This is a genomic window from Kitasatospora kazusensis (assembly GCF_039529945.1).
Classification (GTDB): Bacteria; Actinomycetota; Actinomycetes; order Streptomycetales; family Streptomycetaceae; genus Kitasatospora; species Kitasatospora kazusensis.
In genome coordinates this window covers 150563-163904 of record NZ_BAAANT010000001.1, presented here as the reverse complement: position 1 = coordinate 163904, position 13342 = coordinate 150563, and the positions used below count along the sequence as shown (strand labels likewise).

Annotated in this window: 16 protein-coding genes and 1 tRNA gene; 12 read left to right on the top strand and 5 right to left on the bottom strand. The window is 72.3% G+C overall.

Going from position 1 to position 13342, the window contains the following annotated elements:
* Positions 1-48: 48 nt before the first annotated feature.
* From ABD330_RS00805 to ABD330_RS00770, 8 genes are all read left to right on the top strand, one after another.
* Positions 49-759 (top strand): hypothetical protein, encoded by a 711-nt coding sequence (locus tag ABD330_RS00805; protein ID WP_344459595.1) that lies wholly within the window; start codon positions 49-51, stop codon positions 757-759.
* 16 nt (positions 760-775) lie between these two features.
* A complete protein-coding gene (locus ABD330_RS00800) occupies positions 776-1210 on the top strand; it encodes a hypothetical protein (protein WP_344459593.1) in 435 nt (144 codons plus the stop codon).
* Positions 1210-1857, top strand: coding sequence for a hypothetical protein (locus ABD330_RS00795; protein WP_344459591.1), 648 nt, complete (start codon positions 1210-1212; stop codon positions 1855-1857). The genes ABD330_RS00800 and ABD330_RS00795 overlap by 1 nt, the downstream gene beginning before the upstream one ends.
* A 148-nt stretch (positions 1858-2005) precedes the next feature.
* Positions 2006-2185, top strand: coding sequence for a hypothetical protein (locus tag ABD330_RS00790; RefSeq protein ID WP_344459589.1), 180 nt, complete (start codon positions 2006-2008; stop codon positions 2183-2185).
* A 103-nt stretch (positions 2186-2288) separates the two neighbouring features.
* Positions 2289-2576, top strand: a complete 288-nt coding sequence (locus ABD330_RS00785; RefSeq protein ID WP_344459587.1) for a hypothetical protein — start codon at positions 2289-2291, stop codon at positions 2574-2576.
* A complete protein-coding gene (locus ABD330_RS00780) occupies positions 2573-4549 on the top strand; it encodes a DUF3987 domain-containing protein (protein ID WP_344459585.1) in 1977 nt (658 codons plus the stop codon). Before ABD330_RS00785 ends, ABD330_RS00780 begins: the two co-directional genes overlap by 4 nt.
* A gap of 256 nt (positions 4550-4805) precedes the next feature.
* Complete coding sequence (locus ABD330_RS00775) at positions 4806-4991, top strand: helix-turn-helix transcriptional regulator (RefSeq protein WP_344459583.1); 186 nt, start codon at positions 4806-4808, stop codon at positions 4989-4991.
* Positions 4991-6394 carry a tyrosine-type recombinase/integrase gene (locus ABD330_RS00770; protein ID WP_344459581.1) on the top strand — a complete coding sequence of 468 codons (1404 nt, stop codon included), beginning with the start codon at positions 4991-4993 and terminating at the stop codon, positions 6392-6394. Before ABD330_RS00775 ends, ABD330_RS00770 begins: the two co-directional genes overlap by 1 nt.
* A 164-nt stretch (positions 6395-6558) precedes the next feature.
* On the opposite strand, the gene ABD330_RS00765 is transcribed toward ABD330_RS00770, so the two are convergent.
* Positions 6559-6639: transfer RNA gene (locus ABD330_RS00765), tRNA-Tyr, on the bottom strand.
* A gap of 216 nt (positions 6640-6855) precedes the next feature.
* Between ABD330_RS00765 and ABD330_RS00760 the strand changes: the two genes are divergently transcribed.
* Positions 6856-7344 carry a YajQ family cyclic di-GMP-binding protein gene (locus tag ABD330_RS00760; RefSeq protein WP_344459579.1) on the top strand — a complete coding sequence of 163 codons (489 nt, stop codon included), beginning with the start codon at positions 6856-6858 and terminating at the stop codon, positions 7342-7344.
* A 79-nt stretch (positions 7345-7423) separates the two neighbouring features.
* Here the strand turns inward: ABD330_RS00760 and ABD330_RS00755 are convergent, their stop codons facing one another.
* Positions 7424-8140 carry a hypothetical protein gene (locus ABD330_RS00755; protein ID WP_344459577.1) on the bottom strand — a complete coding sequence of 239 codons (717 nt, stop codon included), beginning with the start codon at positions 8138-8140 and terminating at the stop codon, positions 7424-7426.
* 116 nt (positions 8141-8256) lie between these two features.
* A complete protein-coding gene (locus ABD330_RS00750) occupies positions 8257-8730 on the bottom strand; it encodes a hypothetical protein (RefSeq protein WP_344459575.1) in 474 nt (157 codons plus the stop codon).
* A gap of 142 nt (positions 8731-8872) precedes the next feature.
* On the opposite strand from ABD330_RS00750, the gene mug reads away from it, so the two are divergent.
* Complete coding sequence (mug, locus tag ABD330_RS00745) at positions 8873-9430, top strand: G/U mismatch-specific DNA glycosylase (RefSeq protein WP_344459573.1); 558 nt, start codon at positions 8873-8875, stop codon at positions 9428-9430.
* 76 nt (positions 9431-9506) lie between these two features.
* On the opposite strand, the gene ABD330_RS00740 is transcribed toward mug, so the two are convergent.
* On the bottom strand, positions 9507-10403 hold the full coding sequence (locus ABD330_RS00740; protein ID WP_344459571.1) for a LysR family transcriptional regulator: 897 nt from the start codon (positions 10401-10403) through the stop codon (positions 9507-9509).
* A 148-nt stretch (positions 10404-10551) separates the two neighbouring features.
* On the opposite strand from ABD330_RS00740, the gene ABD330_RS00735 reads away from it, so the two are divergent.
* Positions 10552-11556: an NADP-dependent oxidoreductase gene (locus tag ABD330_RS00735; protein ID WP_344459569.1), complete on the top strand. Its 1005-nt coding sequence runs from the start codon at positions 10552-10554 to the stop codon at positions 11554-11556.
* A 52-nt stretch (positions 11557-11608) separates the two neighbouring features.
* Here the strand turns inward: ABD330_RS00735 and ABD330_RS00730 are convergent, their stop codons facing one another.
* Complete coding sequence (locus tag ABD330_RS00730) at positions 11609-12010, bottom strand: YccF domain-containing protein (RefSeq protein ID WP_344459567.1); 402 nt, start codon at positions 12008-12010, stop codon at positions 11609-11611.
* 197 nt (positions 12011-12207) lie between these two features.
* Between ABD330_RS00730 and ABD330_RS00725 the strand changes: the two genes are divergently transcribed.
* On the top strand, positions 12208-13320 hold the full coding sequence (locus tag ABD330_RS00725) for a hypothetical protein (RefSeq protein ID WP_344459566.1): 1113 nt from the start codon (positions 12208-12210) through the stop codon (positions 13318-13320).
* The last annotated feature ends 22 nt before the right edge of the window (positions 13321-13342 follow it).

Genomic DNA, 13342 nt, shown 5'->3' with positions numbered 1-13342 from the left:
CCTGGCCGGTGTCGGCGTCCGCGAGCTGATCCGCCGGGGGTGGTACCGGTGACCGTCCCCCCGAAGCCGACCCGGCCCCCGACCATCGGCCTGCCCGATGCCCGGCCCGACGCCGACGAGGTCGTCGAATGGTGGCGCAAGAGCCGGCCCCGGAAGCAGCGCGCCGCCCCGGAGCCCGCTCCCGCCGAGAACGAGACGGCCGACACCGAGGACCAGGCCGCCGAGGACCAGCAGCCCGCACCCAACACCACCCCGGCCTACGACCTGAACGACGTAGTGAACCGCCTCGGCCTGCTGATCAGCGAGACACCCGAGGAGCGCGCCAAGCGACTCCGTGCCGAGCACGAGGCCTGGTACGAGCGGCAGGGGGAGACCCCCGACCAGCGCAAGGCCCGGCACCGGTCCGAGCACGCGGCCCAGCGCCGCCGGGCCTCGATGCTCTGGCGCCAGCCCCAGTCCGAACGGGCCCGGCGGTTCCGCCGCTGGTGCATCCTCACCGCCGCCAGCGCGAGCATCGGGTACGCCTTCGGCGCCGTCCAGCTGGTCGCCCACATGCCCGTCACCGCCGCCGCCCTCACCGCGGCCGGCACCTGGGCGCTCGACCTGCGCATGCGCGGGTGGGGCCACGTCCGGGTGTCCGAGGCGCGCGGCCCCGGCGCCCTGACCGTCCTGGTCCTGGTCCGGGTGCCGTTTGCCTCCGCCCTGGCCGGCGCCCTCGGCCTGGCCCCGCTCCTCGCCCTGTTCTCCACCCACCACTGACCTTCGGGAGACCTCCATGGACACCCAGCTGTTCGGCGCGTTCGGTTCCGGCGGCCTCTGCCTGGCCATCGCCGTGTGGATCATCCTCGGCAGCCGCAAGGCCGAGAAGCAGGGCAAGCTCGCCAAGAAGCACAAGGGCGAGCACACCGCCTGGCTCATGATCGTCTTCGGGATCTTCGCGGCCGGAGCCGGGCAGGCCTTCAGCGCGCCGGGAACCGTCGGCGACACCCTGACCCACGCCCTCACCTCGCAGAACCAGGCGTTCGGCAACGTCGGCGCCGGAGCGGTCGCCGCGATCCTGACCATCGTCCTGTTCGGCACCAAGCCCGGCCCGTGGAAGGACAGCATCCTCGGCTCCACCGTGCCGTCCGTCTACGCCGCCGCCGGCGGGATCTGGGCCCTGCCGCTGACCGTGGTCGGATCCGTCCTCAAGGGCCTGGTCGGTGCCTGATGAAGCCGCACCGCTACCTCGAAGGCATCAGCCTCACCGCGTTCGGGGCGGGCAACCGCCGGATGATCCGGGCCGTCCGGCCCCACGCCGGGAAGGTCCGGCTCACCCGCCAGCAGCTCGGGGGAGGACTCGCCCTCCTGGCGTTCTTCTCCCCCGTGCTGGCCCGACCCGTCGCCCGGTACGCACCGACCGCGATCACCGTCGCCCTGGTGCTGTGGGTGGTCGTAGCGGTGGTCGTCGGCAACACCGCCTCCCCCGGCACCGAGTCGGGCGCCGACGGCGAGGCCCTCGCCGGCACCTGGGCCGAGGCCGGGCGGGACGGCTGCGACGGCCAGGACGACGAGCTCCAGGACGCCCCCGCCGATGCCGACCTGTACGCCCTCATCCGGTACGTCGCCGGGATGTCCGACCAGGGCACCGCGGCGCACCTCTCCCACGTCCTGGAGGAGGGCCAGGCGCGGGGCCTGTTCGGCGGCTGGAAGATCCCCGATCTGAGGGCCCGCCTGGAGGGCCTGGGGGTGGCCCTGGTCGAGGGCAAGAAGCTGACCTTCAACGGGCGCCAGCGTAACCGCCTCGCGGTGCTGCTGGAGGCCCTCCCCGAGAGCGCCCCGGGCACCGTCCCTGCGGTGCTCCACAAGGCCGCCTGACCCCGCTCCCCCGGCCCCTCCCAACACCCCTCCCAGGGCGACGGCAGGACGGTAGGAACCGCAGGTCAGCGCACGCCTACCGCCCGCCCTACCCGCCCCCTACCTGCCGCCCTACCCCCTCCACTCGACACCTTGAAAGGGCCTCACCATGTACGACGAGTACAACGAGCACGACGAGTACGACGCCGACGACTGGACACCGGGCGAGTGCGACCACTGCCACGGCGGCGAGCCCGTCGAAACCCCGCTCGGAGCCATCTACTGCGCCTGCCAGACCGGTCAGGGCACCACCCCCGAGGCCTGCCTCTGCGGCCCCGAGGACGACTGACCCGCGCAGCACGAAGCCCCGCAGCAACCGTCGACCTTGCCGGGTGACAGGCGGCTGCTGCGGGGCCCATCCGACCCCTTCGCAGAGACCAGAGGACTCCAGCATGCCCGGAAACACCACCACGCCGCAGCCCCGCTGCGAGGCCGCCCACCTCGGCGACGCCAGCCCCTGCGAGGGCCCGCGCGACGCCGTGACCGTCCTGGACCGCCACGGCGACGCCGCCAAGGCCTGCGTGCACCACGGCGCGCGCCTGTACGCCAGCCTCACCAACCCGCGCGTCCACCCCGGCAGCGTCCCCGGCGCGGCCATCGACGTCTACTACCGCGCCCAGAGCACCTCCGCGTTCGCCTGGCTCGACCACCACCAACTCCCCACCGAGGACGAGCGGTGACCGAATACGCCACGAACGTCATCCCGTTCAGCCCCGAGCCCGCCGACGTGATGACGGCCGAGCAGGCCGTCATCGGCTCCGCCCTGCTCGACCCCGCCGGTGTCCCCGCCCTCGCCGAACTCCTCGGCGACCCCGGCGTGTTCTACCGCCCCGCGCACGAGACGATCTGGCGCACCATCACCCGCATGAGCGCCTCCGGCCGTCCCGTCGACCCGCTGCTGCTGGCCGACGTCCTGCGCGCCTCCGGCGAGCTGCTCAAGGTCGGCGGGCCCGGCTACCTGCACACCTGCATCGAGGCCACCCCCACCGCCGCGAACGGCGACTACTACGCCGAACTGGTCCGCTCCGCCGCCGAACGCCGTCGCATCAACACCGCCACCAGCCGCCTCGCCCACCTCGCCGGCGACCAGCACGCCGACCTCGCCGACGTCCGCACCATGGCACTCGCCGCGCTCACCGACCTCGCCTCCGGCGACACCTGGCCCGACCCGGTCCCGCTCGGATCCCACGGCGCCCTGCCCACCTTCCCCGTCGCGGCACTGCCGAACTGGGTGCGCGCGTACGTCGAGGCGGTCGCGGAGTTCACCCAGACCCCGCCCGACATGGCCGCCACCATGGCCCTCGCCGCCCTGGCCACCGCCGCCGGCGGCCGGGTCAACGTGGAGATCCGGCCCGGCTGGCGCGAGCAGACCAACCTCTACATGGTCTGCGCGATGCCCCCGGCCAGCCGCAAGTCCGACGTCTTCGCGTTCATGACCGCCCCGATCTACCGGGTCGAGGACGAGATGCGCGCCAAGGCCAAGCCGCAGATCATCGAGGCCGAGACCGCCAAGGAGACCGCCGAGGCCGAGATCGAAGCCCTAATGGCCAAGGCCCGCAAGAACCCCGACCTCGACCGCGCCCACCTGATCGCCGAGATCACCGGCGCCCGGATGGTCGCCGAGCAGATCGAGGTCCCGCCGACCCCGCGCCTGACCCTCTCCGGGGACATCACCCCCGAGACCGTCACCCACCACCTGGCCGTCCACCGCTGCCTGGCCGCGCTCTCCCCCGAGGGCGACCTGTTCGACATCATCTCCGGCCGCTACAGCAGCAAGCCGAACCTCGGCGTGTTCCTCCAGGCCCACAAGGGCGAACGGCTCCAGACCGACCGCATCACCCGCGAGCAGCCCACCGTCGACAAGCCCGCCCTGACCATCGGCGTCACCCCGCAGCCCGCCGTCCTCCAGGAGCTCGGCGCCGCGCCCGGCGCCCGGGACCGGGGCCTGCTCGCCCGCTTCCTGTACTCGCTGCCGCCGTCCAACCTCGGCTACCGGAAGACCCGCACCACCCCGGTCCCGGTGGCCGTCGCCGCCGCGTACGACGGCCGCCTCGCCGACCTGCTCCGCGACCTGGTCGCCCTGGACGAGCCGGTGACCGTGCTGTTGAGCGAGGCCGCCGACCTCGCCGTGGAGAAGCTCCAGGCCAAGGTCGAGCTCCAGCTCCGCCCGGACGAGCCGCTCGCCCACATCAAGGACTGGGCCGGGAAGCTGGTCGGCCACACCGTGCGCATCGCGGGCCTGCTCCACCTTGCCGAGCACGTCGGCGGCGACTGGCGGGACCCGATCGCCGCCAAGACCGTCGAGCGGGCCGCCCAGATCGCCGAGTACTACACCGCGCACACCCTCGCCGTCTTCGACCTGATCGCCGCCGACCCCGCCACCGAGGACGCCCACGCCCTGCTCCAGTGGCTCCAGCGCCCGAAGCAGGACGGCACCCACCGCGCCCACATCAAGGCCCACGACGCCGTCGCCAGCAGCCGCCGCTTCAAGAAGGTCGCCGACGTCGAACCCGCCCTGAACCTCCTCGAACAGCACGGCTACCTCCGCACCGACCAACCCGCCGCCACCGGCCAGCGAGGACGCCCGCAGGCCCTTACGTACCGTGTCCACCCCTCCCTGAGCACCCCCGTGGACGGGCCTGAGGCCCGGTAACTGTCAGGGAAGTCAGGACAAACCCCTGACCAGCAAATACGCCACAAGACAGCCTGTCAGGAGAAGTCAGGGATGTCAGGGAAAGCACCCCTTTCCCTGACATCCCTGACAATCCCTGACGCCCTGCCAGGAGCCAAAACCCCAGGTCAGCGATTTCCCCTGGCATCCCTGACACTTTCGCCCCTCCGCCTCCGTCCGCGAGGGGGTCCGTAACACTCCGCCATCACCATCCGCATCCTCAGCAGGAGACTTCGCCATGCCCAAGCGCGAACTGCTCAAGCTCCCCGCCGTACTCGCCGAACTCGACATGTCCCGCGCCGCCTTCTACCGGATGCGGGCCCGAGGCAAGGCTCCGCGCCTCATCAAGCTCCCCAATGGTCAGGTCCGTGTCGACCGGGCCGAGTTGGATGCGTGGCTCGCCTCCTGCGAGGTGGCCGCCTGATGCCCACCTCCTACAAGGTCACGTTCTGGGAGCACCGCTACCGGTCCGACCGGCGCAGGCCGTGGATGGTGCGGTGGACGGTGAACGGGGTCCTGGAGTTCTCCGAGTCCTACCTCACGAAGACCCAGGCGGATGGCCGGAAGGCCGAACTGCTCGTCGCGGCCGCTTCCCACGAGCCGTTCGACACGGAGACGGGTCTCCCGCTCTCCGAGCTTCGCAAGCGGGAGGAGGAGCAAGGCTCAGTCTCCTGGTACCAGCACGGGCGGAACTACGTCGAGGCCCGTTGGGACGGCGCCCCGGCCAAGACACGGACGACGTGGGCCGATGCGCTGGCGAGCGTCACGTTCGAGCTAGTCGAGAGCAAGGCTGGCATGCCGGACAAGTTGCTGGTCCGGCGCGCGTTGTACAGCTGGGCCTTCAACGTGAACCGCTGGACTGACGAACCGCCGGTCGAGGTCGCCAAGGCACTGGCGTGGATCGCACGGAACTCCGTGGACACGTCGGCGCTGGCGGACCCGAAGATGGTGCGGCGCCTGCTCGCCGCCATCTCGGTGAAGCTGGACGGCACCCGGGCCGCCGCCTCGACGACGCTCCGGAAGCGCCGGATTCTGAACCACGTTCTGGGCCGCGCGGTCGAGGATGGCCTGTTGACCGCCAACCCCCTGCCGTCGGTGCAGTGGCAACCGCCTCGAACCGACGAGGAGGTCGACCCCGAGTACGTCATGAGCCCCGAGCAGGCCGCCGCGATGCTGGAGGCCGTCGGCCGGCAGGGGCGGCGCGGGCCGCGACTGGTGGCGTTCTTCGGGTGCATGTACTACGCGGGCATGCGCCCGGGTGAGGTGGTCCACCTGCGCAAGGACCGGTGTGTCCTGCCAGCGGAGGGCTGGGGGAAGCTCAACCTCAACGGGAACAGCCCCCGCGTCGGGTCCTCCTGGACCGACAGTGGCGCATCCCACGATCCTCGGGGGCTGAAGCACCGGCCGGAGAAAGCCACCCGGCCAGTCCCGATCCCACCCGAGCTGGTGAAGCTACTGCGGGAGCACATCGAGCAGTACGGCACCGCCCCCGATGGCCGTCTGTTTCGGACCTTCCGGAACGGCATGGTGCAGGAGAGCGGGTACGGCGTCGTCTGGGCTGCCGCACGGGCCGGCGCGTTCAGCGAGGAGGAGCGGGCAACCCCGCTCGCCAAGCGCCCGTACGACGCCCGGCACGCCGGGATCTCGCTCTGGCTGGCCTCCGGCGTACCGGTAGCGGAGTGTGCCCGCCGTGCGGGCCACAGCATCGCTGTCCTGCTCCGCGTCTACGCCAAGTGCATCCACGGTGACGAGGACCATGCCAACCGGCTCATCACCGAGCGGCTCCAGCGGCGGACCGCTCCCCCGCCGACGCCCCACGGTTCCTGATTCTGGTCCGCACCTGGTCCGGAACTGCTGGTCAGGACTGGGATTCGGGCGAGAAGAGGTGAGACAAACTACGCAAAACGGCCATCCGGCGTGACCGGCGTTCGAGTGCAACAAAACAGCCCCTGATCTGCGTTTCCGCAGATCAGGGGCTGTTTTCTATCCGGTGGCTGGTGGAGGGTTCGAACCTCCGTAGCTTGCGCGACAGATTTACAGTCTGCTCCCTTTGGCCACTCGGGCAACCAGCCAGGGATTTCGTCTCCCGGGGCGCTGCCCCGTTCGACTGGGTAAACAATACCTGATGCCAGGGGGTGCTCCGCCACTCGATTGGCCAGCCGGGGATCAAGAGGCGCGCGTGGCGGGCGGGGGGCGGGTGCCCGCCCCGCTGGATAGGCTGGGGCGGCGCCGGTCCCGCGCGGGCGGGCGCTGACCTGACGCCAGAGCATCAAGGAGACCAACACACCATGGCCGACTCCAGTTTCGACATCGTCTCGAAGGTCGAGTGGCAGGAGGTCGACAACGCGATCAACCAGACCGCGCGCGAGATCGCCACCCGCTTCGACTTCAAGAACGTCGGCGGCGAGATCAAGCGCTCGGGCGAGAAGATCGAGATGAAGGCCAACGGCGAGGAACGCGTCAAGGCGATCCTGGACGTGCTCAAGGACAAGTTCATCAAGCGCGGCCTGTCGCTGAAGGCGATGGAGGCGGGCGAGCCGCTGCTGTCCGGCAAGGAGTACAAGATCTCCGCGGACATCAAGGAGGGCATCACCCAGGACGATGCCAAGAAGGTCGCGAAGATCATCCGTGACGAGGGTCCGAAGGGCGTCAAGGCGCAGGTCCAGGGCGACGAGCTGCGCGTCAGCTCGAAGAGCCGGGACGACCTGCAGACCATCCAGGCCCTGCTGAAGGGCAAGGACCTGGAGTTCGCGATCCAGTTCGTCAACTACCGCTGAGCGGCGACGGGCACAGTCGCGCCGTCGGGCCCGGACCGGGTACGGTCCGGGCCCGACGGCTTTCGCCGGACGGCCGGGCCTAGCCCGCCGCGAGGCCGGCCGCCGTCGCGGTCGTCGCGGCGACCGTGTCCAGCGAGAGCGGTCCGACCAGCTTCTGGACGGCTGCCGGGTCCGGTTTGGCCGCCGTCGCGGCGGCGGCCAGGTCGCCGACGTCCTTCTGCAGCTTGGCCAGCGCGTCCGCCGGGTTCAGCGCCACCGGCACGGCGGGCCCCGGGACGGGAAGGCCTCCCGGCACCACGCGCCCGGTGTCACCCGGCAGCAGCGGCGGTACGCCCGGCAGGGACGGCGCGGACGGCGCACCCGGCACGGTGGAGGCCCCCGGCACGGCGGGCGTCCCGGACAGGGGCGGCGTGGCCGGGAGGGGCGGCAGTGCGGGGATGGCCGGCAGCTTGGCGAGCAGGTCCTTCACGGCTGCCTGGAGGTCACCCACCAGCTTCTGCAACGCGGCCGGGTCGGGCGTGCCCGAGGCCGGGGTCGCGGAGGAGACCAGGCCGGTGACGAGTTTGAGGACACCGCCCAACGCCCCCAGCACGTCGAGGGTCTTGGTGGGGTCGGGGACGGCGGGGATGGCAGCCGCCGGCCGCGCGGCCGAGACGGCGGCGAGGACGGGGGCGGAACGGGTGACGGCGGTCGCGGGGGCGGCTTCGGCCGCACTGGCGACGTTGACGGACACCGCGCTGACTGTGGTGAGGCCCAGAGCTGCAGTCAGCACGGCGGCCGTCCAGGTGGCACGCATGGGTAGCGTTTCCTTTCAGTGAAGTTCAGGCATTCGCCTGAACCACACGTTGAGCCACCCGGAGCACCCCGGCCACCGCTCGTACGCCGAACGGTGCCGACCCCGGTCCGGGCCTGCTACCCGGGCAGCCAGTCGCCGGAGCGGCGATGCCGCGCCAACCCGACCGCCTCGAACTCGTCCTGTCCGTAAGGCTTCTGTGCACCCATCCGGCGCAGGGCCCGCGAGATCGGGCTGCCCTCCGGCGGGTACGGGGGTGCGAGCTCGTCGGCCACCGGTCCGAAGTCGATCTTCCCGTCGACCCAGACCGCCACGTGCTGCGTGCCCCGGCCGCCGAAGTGTTCGGCTTCCGCGTAGGCGATGGGGCCGGCCTGGGACCAGGCGCCGAGTCGGCGGCCGAACCCGCCGGGGAAGAACGCGAAGCCCGGCTGCACGCCGCCGCCGGCGTCGTGCAGGGCGTCGTAGAGCCGGTCCGTCATCGGAATCAGGGCGAACCCCTGCTCCAGCTGTGCGACCTGGGCGACCGGGACTTCGGCCGCCACCACCTTGAGCAGGTCGACGGCGCCGATCAGAGCCCTCAGTTCGTATGACATTCAGTCATTCTCTGCCACATGGCGCGCGCCAGTCCTGAAGTTATTCGAACTCACTATCCAACATCAGGAATTCGCGGCACACCGCAGGCGCAGCCACCGGCCGGGCTCCCACCCCGTCGGCGGCGGACGGCACACTGGGGTGATGACCACTCCGCTCCGGCCCACCCCCGAACAGCTCGCAGCCGCCAAGGACGCCCTGGTCCCCGACGTATCGGCCCCCGGACTGCGGGTGCTGTTCTGCGGGATCAACCCGGGGCTCTGGTCGGGCGCCACCGGCCGGCACTTCGCCCGGCCCGGCAACCGGTTCTGGCCCGCGCTGCACCGCTCCGGATTCACGCCGCGCCTGCTGCGCCCGGACGAGCAGCGGGAACTGCTCGCGCTGGGCCTCGGCATCACCAACGTGGTCGCCCGCACCACCGCGAAGGCGGACGAGCTGACGCCCGAGGAGTACCGGCAGGGCGGCGCCGCCCTGGTGGAGCGGGTCGGCAGGCTGCGGCCCCAGGTACTGGCCGTCCTGGGGATCGGCGCCTACCGGACGGCCTTCGGGCGGCCGGGCACGAAGGTCGGCCGGCAGTCGGACGGGATCGGCGACACCGAGGTCTGGGTGCTGCCCAACCCCAGTGGCCTGAACGCGCACTACACGCTCGACAGAATCGCGGCGGAGTTCCGGAGCCTGCGGGAGGCGCTGCCCACGGCTTGACGGGCCGCGCCGGGGCCGGCCCGCCAGGGCCGGCCGTGCGCCCGCCGCGCCGCCGGGGCCGGCCCTGCGCGCGCCGCTACGCCCGGGCCGGTTCGAGGCCGGGCGGGAGGACGGCCGACCGCAGCTCGCGGATGAGGGCCCGGACGCCGACGGCCCGGGCCAGTTCGGGGGTGGTGACGTACCCGACCAGGCGGGTGGGTGCCTGCGGGCCGAGATCGGTGACGGCCACCCCTGGGGGTACGCCGATCAGGGCCGAGCGGGGCACGATCGACATGCCGAGGCCCTGCGCCACCATCGAGAGCGTCGCGATGTCGTCCTCGACGTTGACCCGCGCGGCCGGGATCCAGTCCTGCCGGGACCACCAGTCCCGGGTGTACGAGCCGCAGTTCTCGTCCCAGTCGACCAGCGGCAGGCCGTGCGGGCGGGCGTGCCCGGCCGGGTGCACCAGCGCGTACGACTCCTCGAAGAGCCGGCCGCTGACCAGGCCGGGGGGCGGGGCCGCCGAGGCGTCGAGGGTGGCGATACCGAGGTCCGCGCGGCCGTCCGCCACCTCGCCCGCCGTGCCCCGGCCCACCTCGCGGACGATCCGGACCCGCGGGACGAGCCCCGGGTGGCGGGCGGCCAGCCGGGCGAGGACGGCGGGCAGCACGTGGGCGGCGGCACTGCGGAAGGCGGCGATCCGCAGCGTCCCGGTGACCGTGCCGGACTCGGCTCCGCGTGCCTCGGCGGCCAGGGTCTCCAGCAGGTGCAGGATGTGCCGGGCGTGCACCACCGCCCGCTCGCCGGCCGGGGTGGCGCGTGCGCCGTGCCGTCCGCGCTCGAAGAGCACCGCGCCGACCTTGCGCTCGCACGTCCGGACCGCGTGCGAGACGGCGGACTGGGACATCCCGAGGGCCTCGGCCGCAGCCGTGAAACTCCGCCCGCGGTCGACGGCGACAAGAATCCGCAGCTCGTGCGGGGCGAGGTCGGTCACCCCGGCAACCTATCCCGTTTCGCGGCCGTTCCATGAGCGGCGTGCATGGAAGGTGCCCGTTCCATCGACCCGAGCCCCTGCCCGGCTCGGCGCAGCGTTCCTACGGTGGTCACATCCCGCCGGAACAGCCGTCCCACAGGAGCCAGCCGTGACCCGCACCCGCGCCCAGTACGTCCACCAGGTGTCCCGCCCGACCGGCGCCCCCGTCCCCGGGAACTTCGCCTTCGTCGAGGGCCCCGTCCCGGCCCCGGAGCCGGGCACGGCACTGGTCGAGAACGTCTACCTCTCCGTCGACCCGTACATGCGCGAGGCGATGGACGAGGGCCACTGGGAGCTCGGCACGCCGCTGGAGGGCCGCTCCATCGGACGGGTCATCGACTCGCGCACGCCCGAACTCGCGGTCGGCGACCTGGTGTTCCACCGCTACGCCTGGCGGACGCACGCGCTGGTGCGGCCGGCGGAGGTGCGGGTGCTGCCGCCGCTCGCGGGGATCCCGCTCAGCGCGTACCTGGGCGTGCTCGGCGGCACCGGGCTGACCGCGTACGTCGGCCTGACCCGGGTCCTGCGACTGCAGCCCGGGGAAAGCCTCTTCGTCTCGGCCGCCGCCGGAGGCGTGGGCGGCGCGGTCGGCCAGATCGCCCGGCTGCTGGGAGCGGAACGGATCATCGGCAGCGCCGGATCGGCCGCCAAGGTGAAGCACCTGACCGAACGGCTCGGCTTCGACGCGGCCTTCGACTACCACGACGGCCCGGTGGCCGAACTCCTCGGCCGGGCAGCCCCGGAGGGGATCGACGCGTACTTCGACAACGTCGGCGGCGAGCACCTGGCGGGCGCCATCGACGTGCTACGCGAGCACGGCCGGATCGCCTGGTGCGGCGCGGTCTCGCAGTACAACAGCGCGGAACCGGCCGCCGCTCCGCGCAACCTGTACGACGTGGTGTACAAGAGCCTGCGCCTGGAGGGCTTCCTCGTCCGCAACCACCGCGCCGTGCAGCAGGAGTTGGAGGAGTTCCTGGTGCCGCACCTGCGCTCGGGGCGGGTGGTCGCCGACGAGACGGTGGTCGAGGGCTTCGACCGGGTGGTGGACGCCTTCCTCGGCATGCTGCGCGGGGAGAACACCGGGAAGATGATCGTCCAGACCGCCCAGGCCTGATGACTGACGGATCGTCAGCTCACTGAGCCCGGCAGCCCACCCGGCGCCGGGCTCAGCGCCCGCCGAACCGCTCGTCCGTCGGGACCACCTCGCGGCCGAGCGGCATCAGCGAGATCGGGATCATCTTCAGGTTCGCCCAGGCGAACGGGATCCCGATGATCGTGAGCGCCAGGGCGATCGCGGTGGCGATGTGACCGAGTGCCAGCCACCAGCCGGCGAACACCAGCCAGATCACGTTGCCGACGCAGGACGGCGCCCCGGCGTCGTCCCGGACCACCGTCGTCCGGCCGAAGGGCCACAGGACGTAGCCGGCAAGGCGGAAGCTGGCAATGCCGAATGGAATGGTCACGATGAGCACGCAGCAGACGATTCCCGCGATCGCATAACCGATGGCCATCCAGATCCCGCAGAGGATCAACCACAGCACGTTGAGGACGAAACCGATCACCTTCATTGTTCAAGCGTCCCACCGACGGCGCCCCTCAACCACAGCTCGCACCACCTCGTCCCGGGAACCGGGCTCCCGCCGGGCTCCCCGCCGGACGGCGAGCGGGCGGTGAGCGGACGGCGAGCGGGCCCCGGCCGGGGCCTGGCCGGGCACCCGGCCGGAGTTCTTGCCCCTGGTGATCACGACCGGGGATGATCACCACCGTGACAGACGTGCTCTCCCTCCTCGTGGCGTTCTCCGTGATCGTGCTGATCAGGCGTTCCCGGAACGGCGGCGGCCTGACCGGCCTCGCCCACCGTGCCCGCCTCGCCCGCCGTCGGCGCCTGCGCTTCGACCCGGCGGCGTACGGGCTCCCGCCCCTGGAGCAACTCGACGCCCGCCGGGCCGGGCCGCCGCCGCCCGTCTACCGTTCCAAGGAGATACAGGCGATCGCGCACGCGGCCTGGGAGGGCGACTGGCGGCCGGCGGCGGCCTACGTCGAGGCGGCGGGCCGGGACTGGGACGAACGCTGGTCCCGGATGGAGCTGCTCCAGCAGGTCATGGAGCAGGACGACAGCTGGCTGGACGCCTGGCTCCTGGTCCAGCCGGACAGCTGCGAGGCCGCCACGCTGCACGCCCAGCGGCTGCTGCACCAGGCCTGGGCGATCCGTGGCAGCGAGTACGCGAACAAGGTCCCGGCCGACCGGATGGCCGCCTTCCGGCGGCTGGTGCCCGCCTCGATCGACGCCGCGAAGCAGGCCGCCGAGCTCGGACCGCAGGACCCGGGCCCCTGGGTGGTCATGGTCACCGCCGCCCGTGGCGCGCAGTACTCGCACGAGCAGTTCCGTCCCCTGTGGGAGGGCCTGGTCGCCCGGGCGCCCCATCACTACACCGGCCACTGGCAGGCCATGCAGTACTGGTGCGCCAAGTGGTTCGGCTCGAACAGGCTGATGCTGGAGTTCGCCGAGCGCACCGTGGGCCGGGCCCCGGCCGGCAGCCCGCTCGCCGGGATCTACGTCCACGCGCTGTACGAGCTGGTCAAGCGCTCCGGCTCCGCCGCCCTCCCGTCCTCGGCGGCCGCCAAGGACCTGCTGGTGCAGGCCGCCCGGTCGCTCGACCAGGTCCCCGAGGGCGACGAGCGGCTGCCCCGGCTGCGGCACCTGCTGGCCCACTACCTGAACAAGGCGGGCCGGTACGAGGCCGCGTTGGAGCAGTTCCGGCTGCTCGGCCCGTGGTGCGGCGCGGAGCCGTGGACGAAGGAGGTGGACCCCGTGGCGGCCTTCGACTTCGCCCGGGGCACGGCTGCGACGAAGGCCGGGACCACAGCCGGACGCTAGCCGTCGGCCCTGAGCCGGTGGG

Coding starts and splice junctions, on each gene's coding strand:
- ABD330_RS00800 (WP_344459593.1), top strand. CDS start 776: ATGGACACCCAGCTGTTCGGCGCGTTCGGTTCCGGCGGCCTCTGCCTG.
- ABD330_RS00795 (WP_344459591.1), top strand. CDS start 1,210: ATGAAGCCGCACCGCTACCTCGAAGGCATCAGCCTCACCGCGTTCGGG.
- ABD330_RS00790 (WP_344459589.1), top strand. CDS start 2,006: ATGTACGACGAGTACAACGAGCACGACGAGTACGACGCCGACGACTGG.
- ABD330_RS00785 (WP_344459587.1), top strand. CDS start 2,289: ATGCCCGGAAACACCACCACGCCGCAGCCCCGCTGCGAGGCCGCCCAC.
- ABD330_RS00775 (WP_344459583.1), top strand. CDS start 4,806: ATGCCCAAGCGCGAACTGCTCAAGCTCCCCGCCGTACTCGCCGAACTC.
- ABD330_RS00770 (WP_344459581.1), top strand. CDS start 4,991: ATGCCCACCTCCTACAAGGTCACGTTCTGGGAGCACCGCTACCGGTCC.
- ABD330_RS00760 (WP_344459579.1), top strand. CDS start 6,856: ATGGCCGACTCCAGTTTCGACATCGTCTCGAAGGTCGAGTGGCAGGAG.
- ABD330_RS00755 (WP_344459577.1), bottom strand. CDS start 8,140: ATGCGTGCCACCTGGACGGCCGCCGTGCTGACTGCAGCTCTGGGCCTC.
- ABD330_RS00750 (WP_344459575.1), bottom strand. CDS start 8,730: ATGTCATACGAACTGAGGGCTCTGATCGGCGCCGTCGACCTGCTCAAG.
- mug (WP_344459573.1), top strand. CDS start 8,873: ATGACCACTCCGCTCCGGCCCACCCCCGAACAGCTCGCAGCCGCCAAG.
- ABD330_RS00730 (WP_344459567.1), bottom strand. CDS start 12,010: ATGAAGGTGATCGGTTTCGTCCTCAACGTGCTGTGGTTGATCCTCTGC.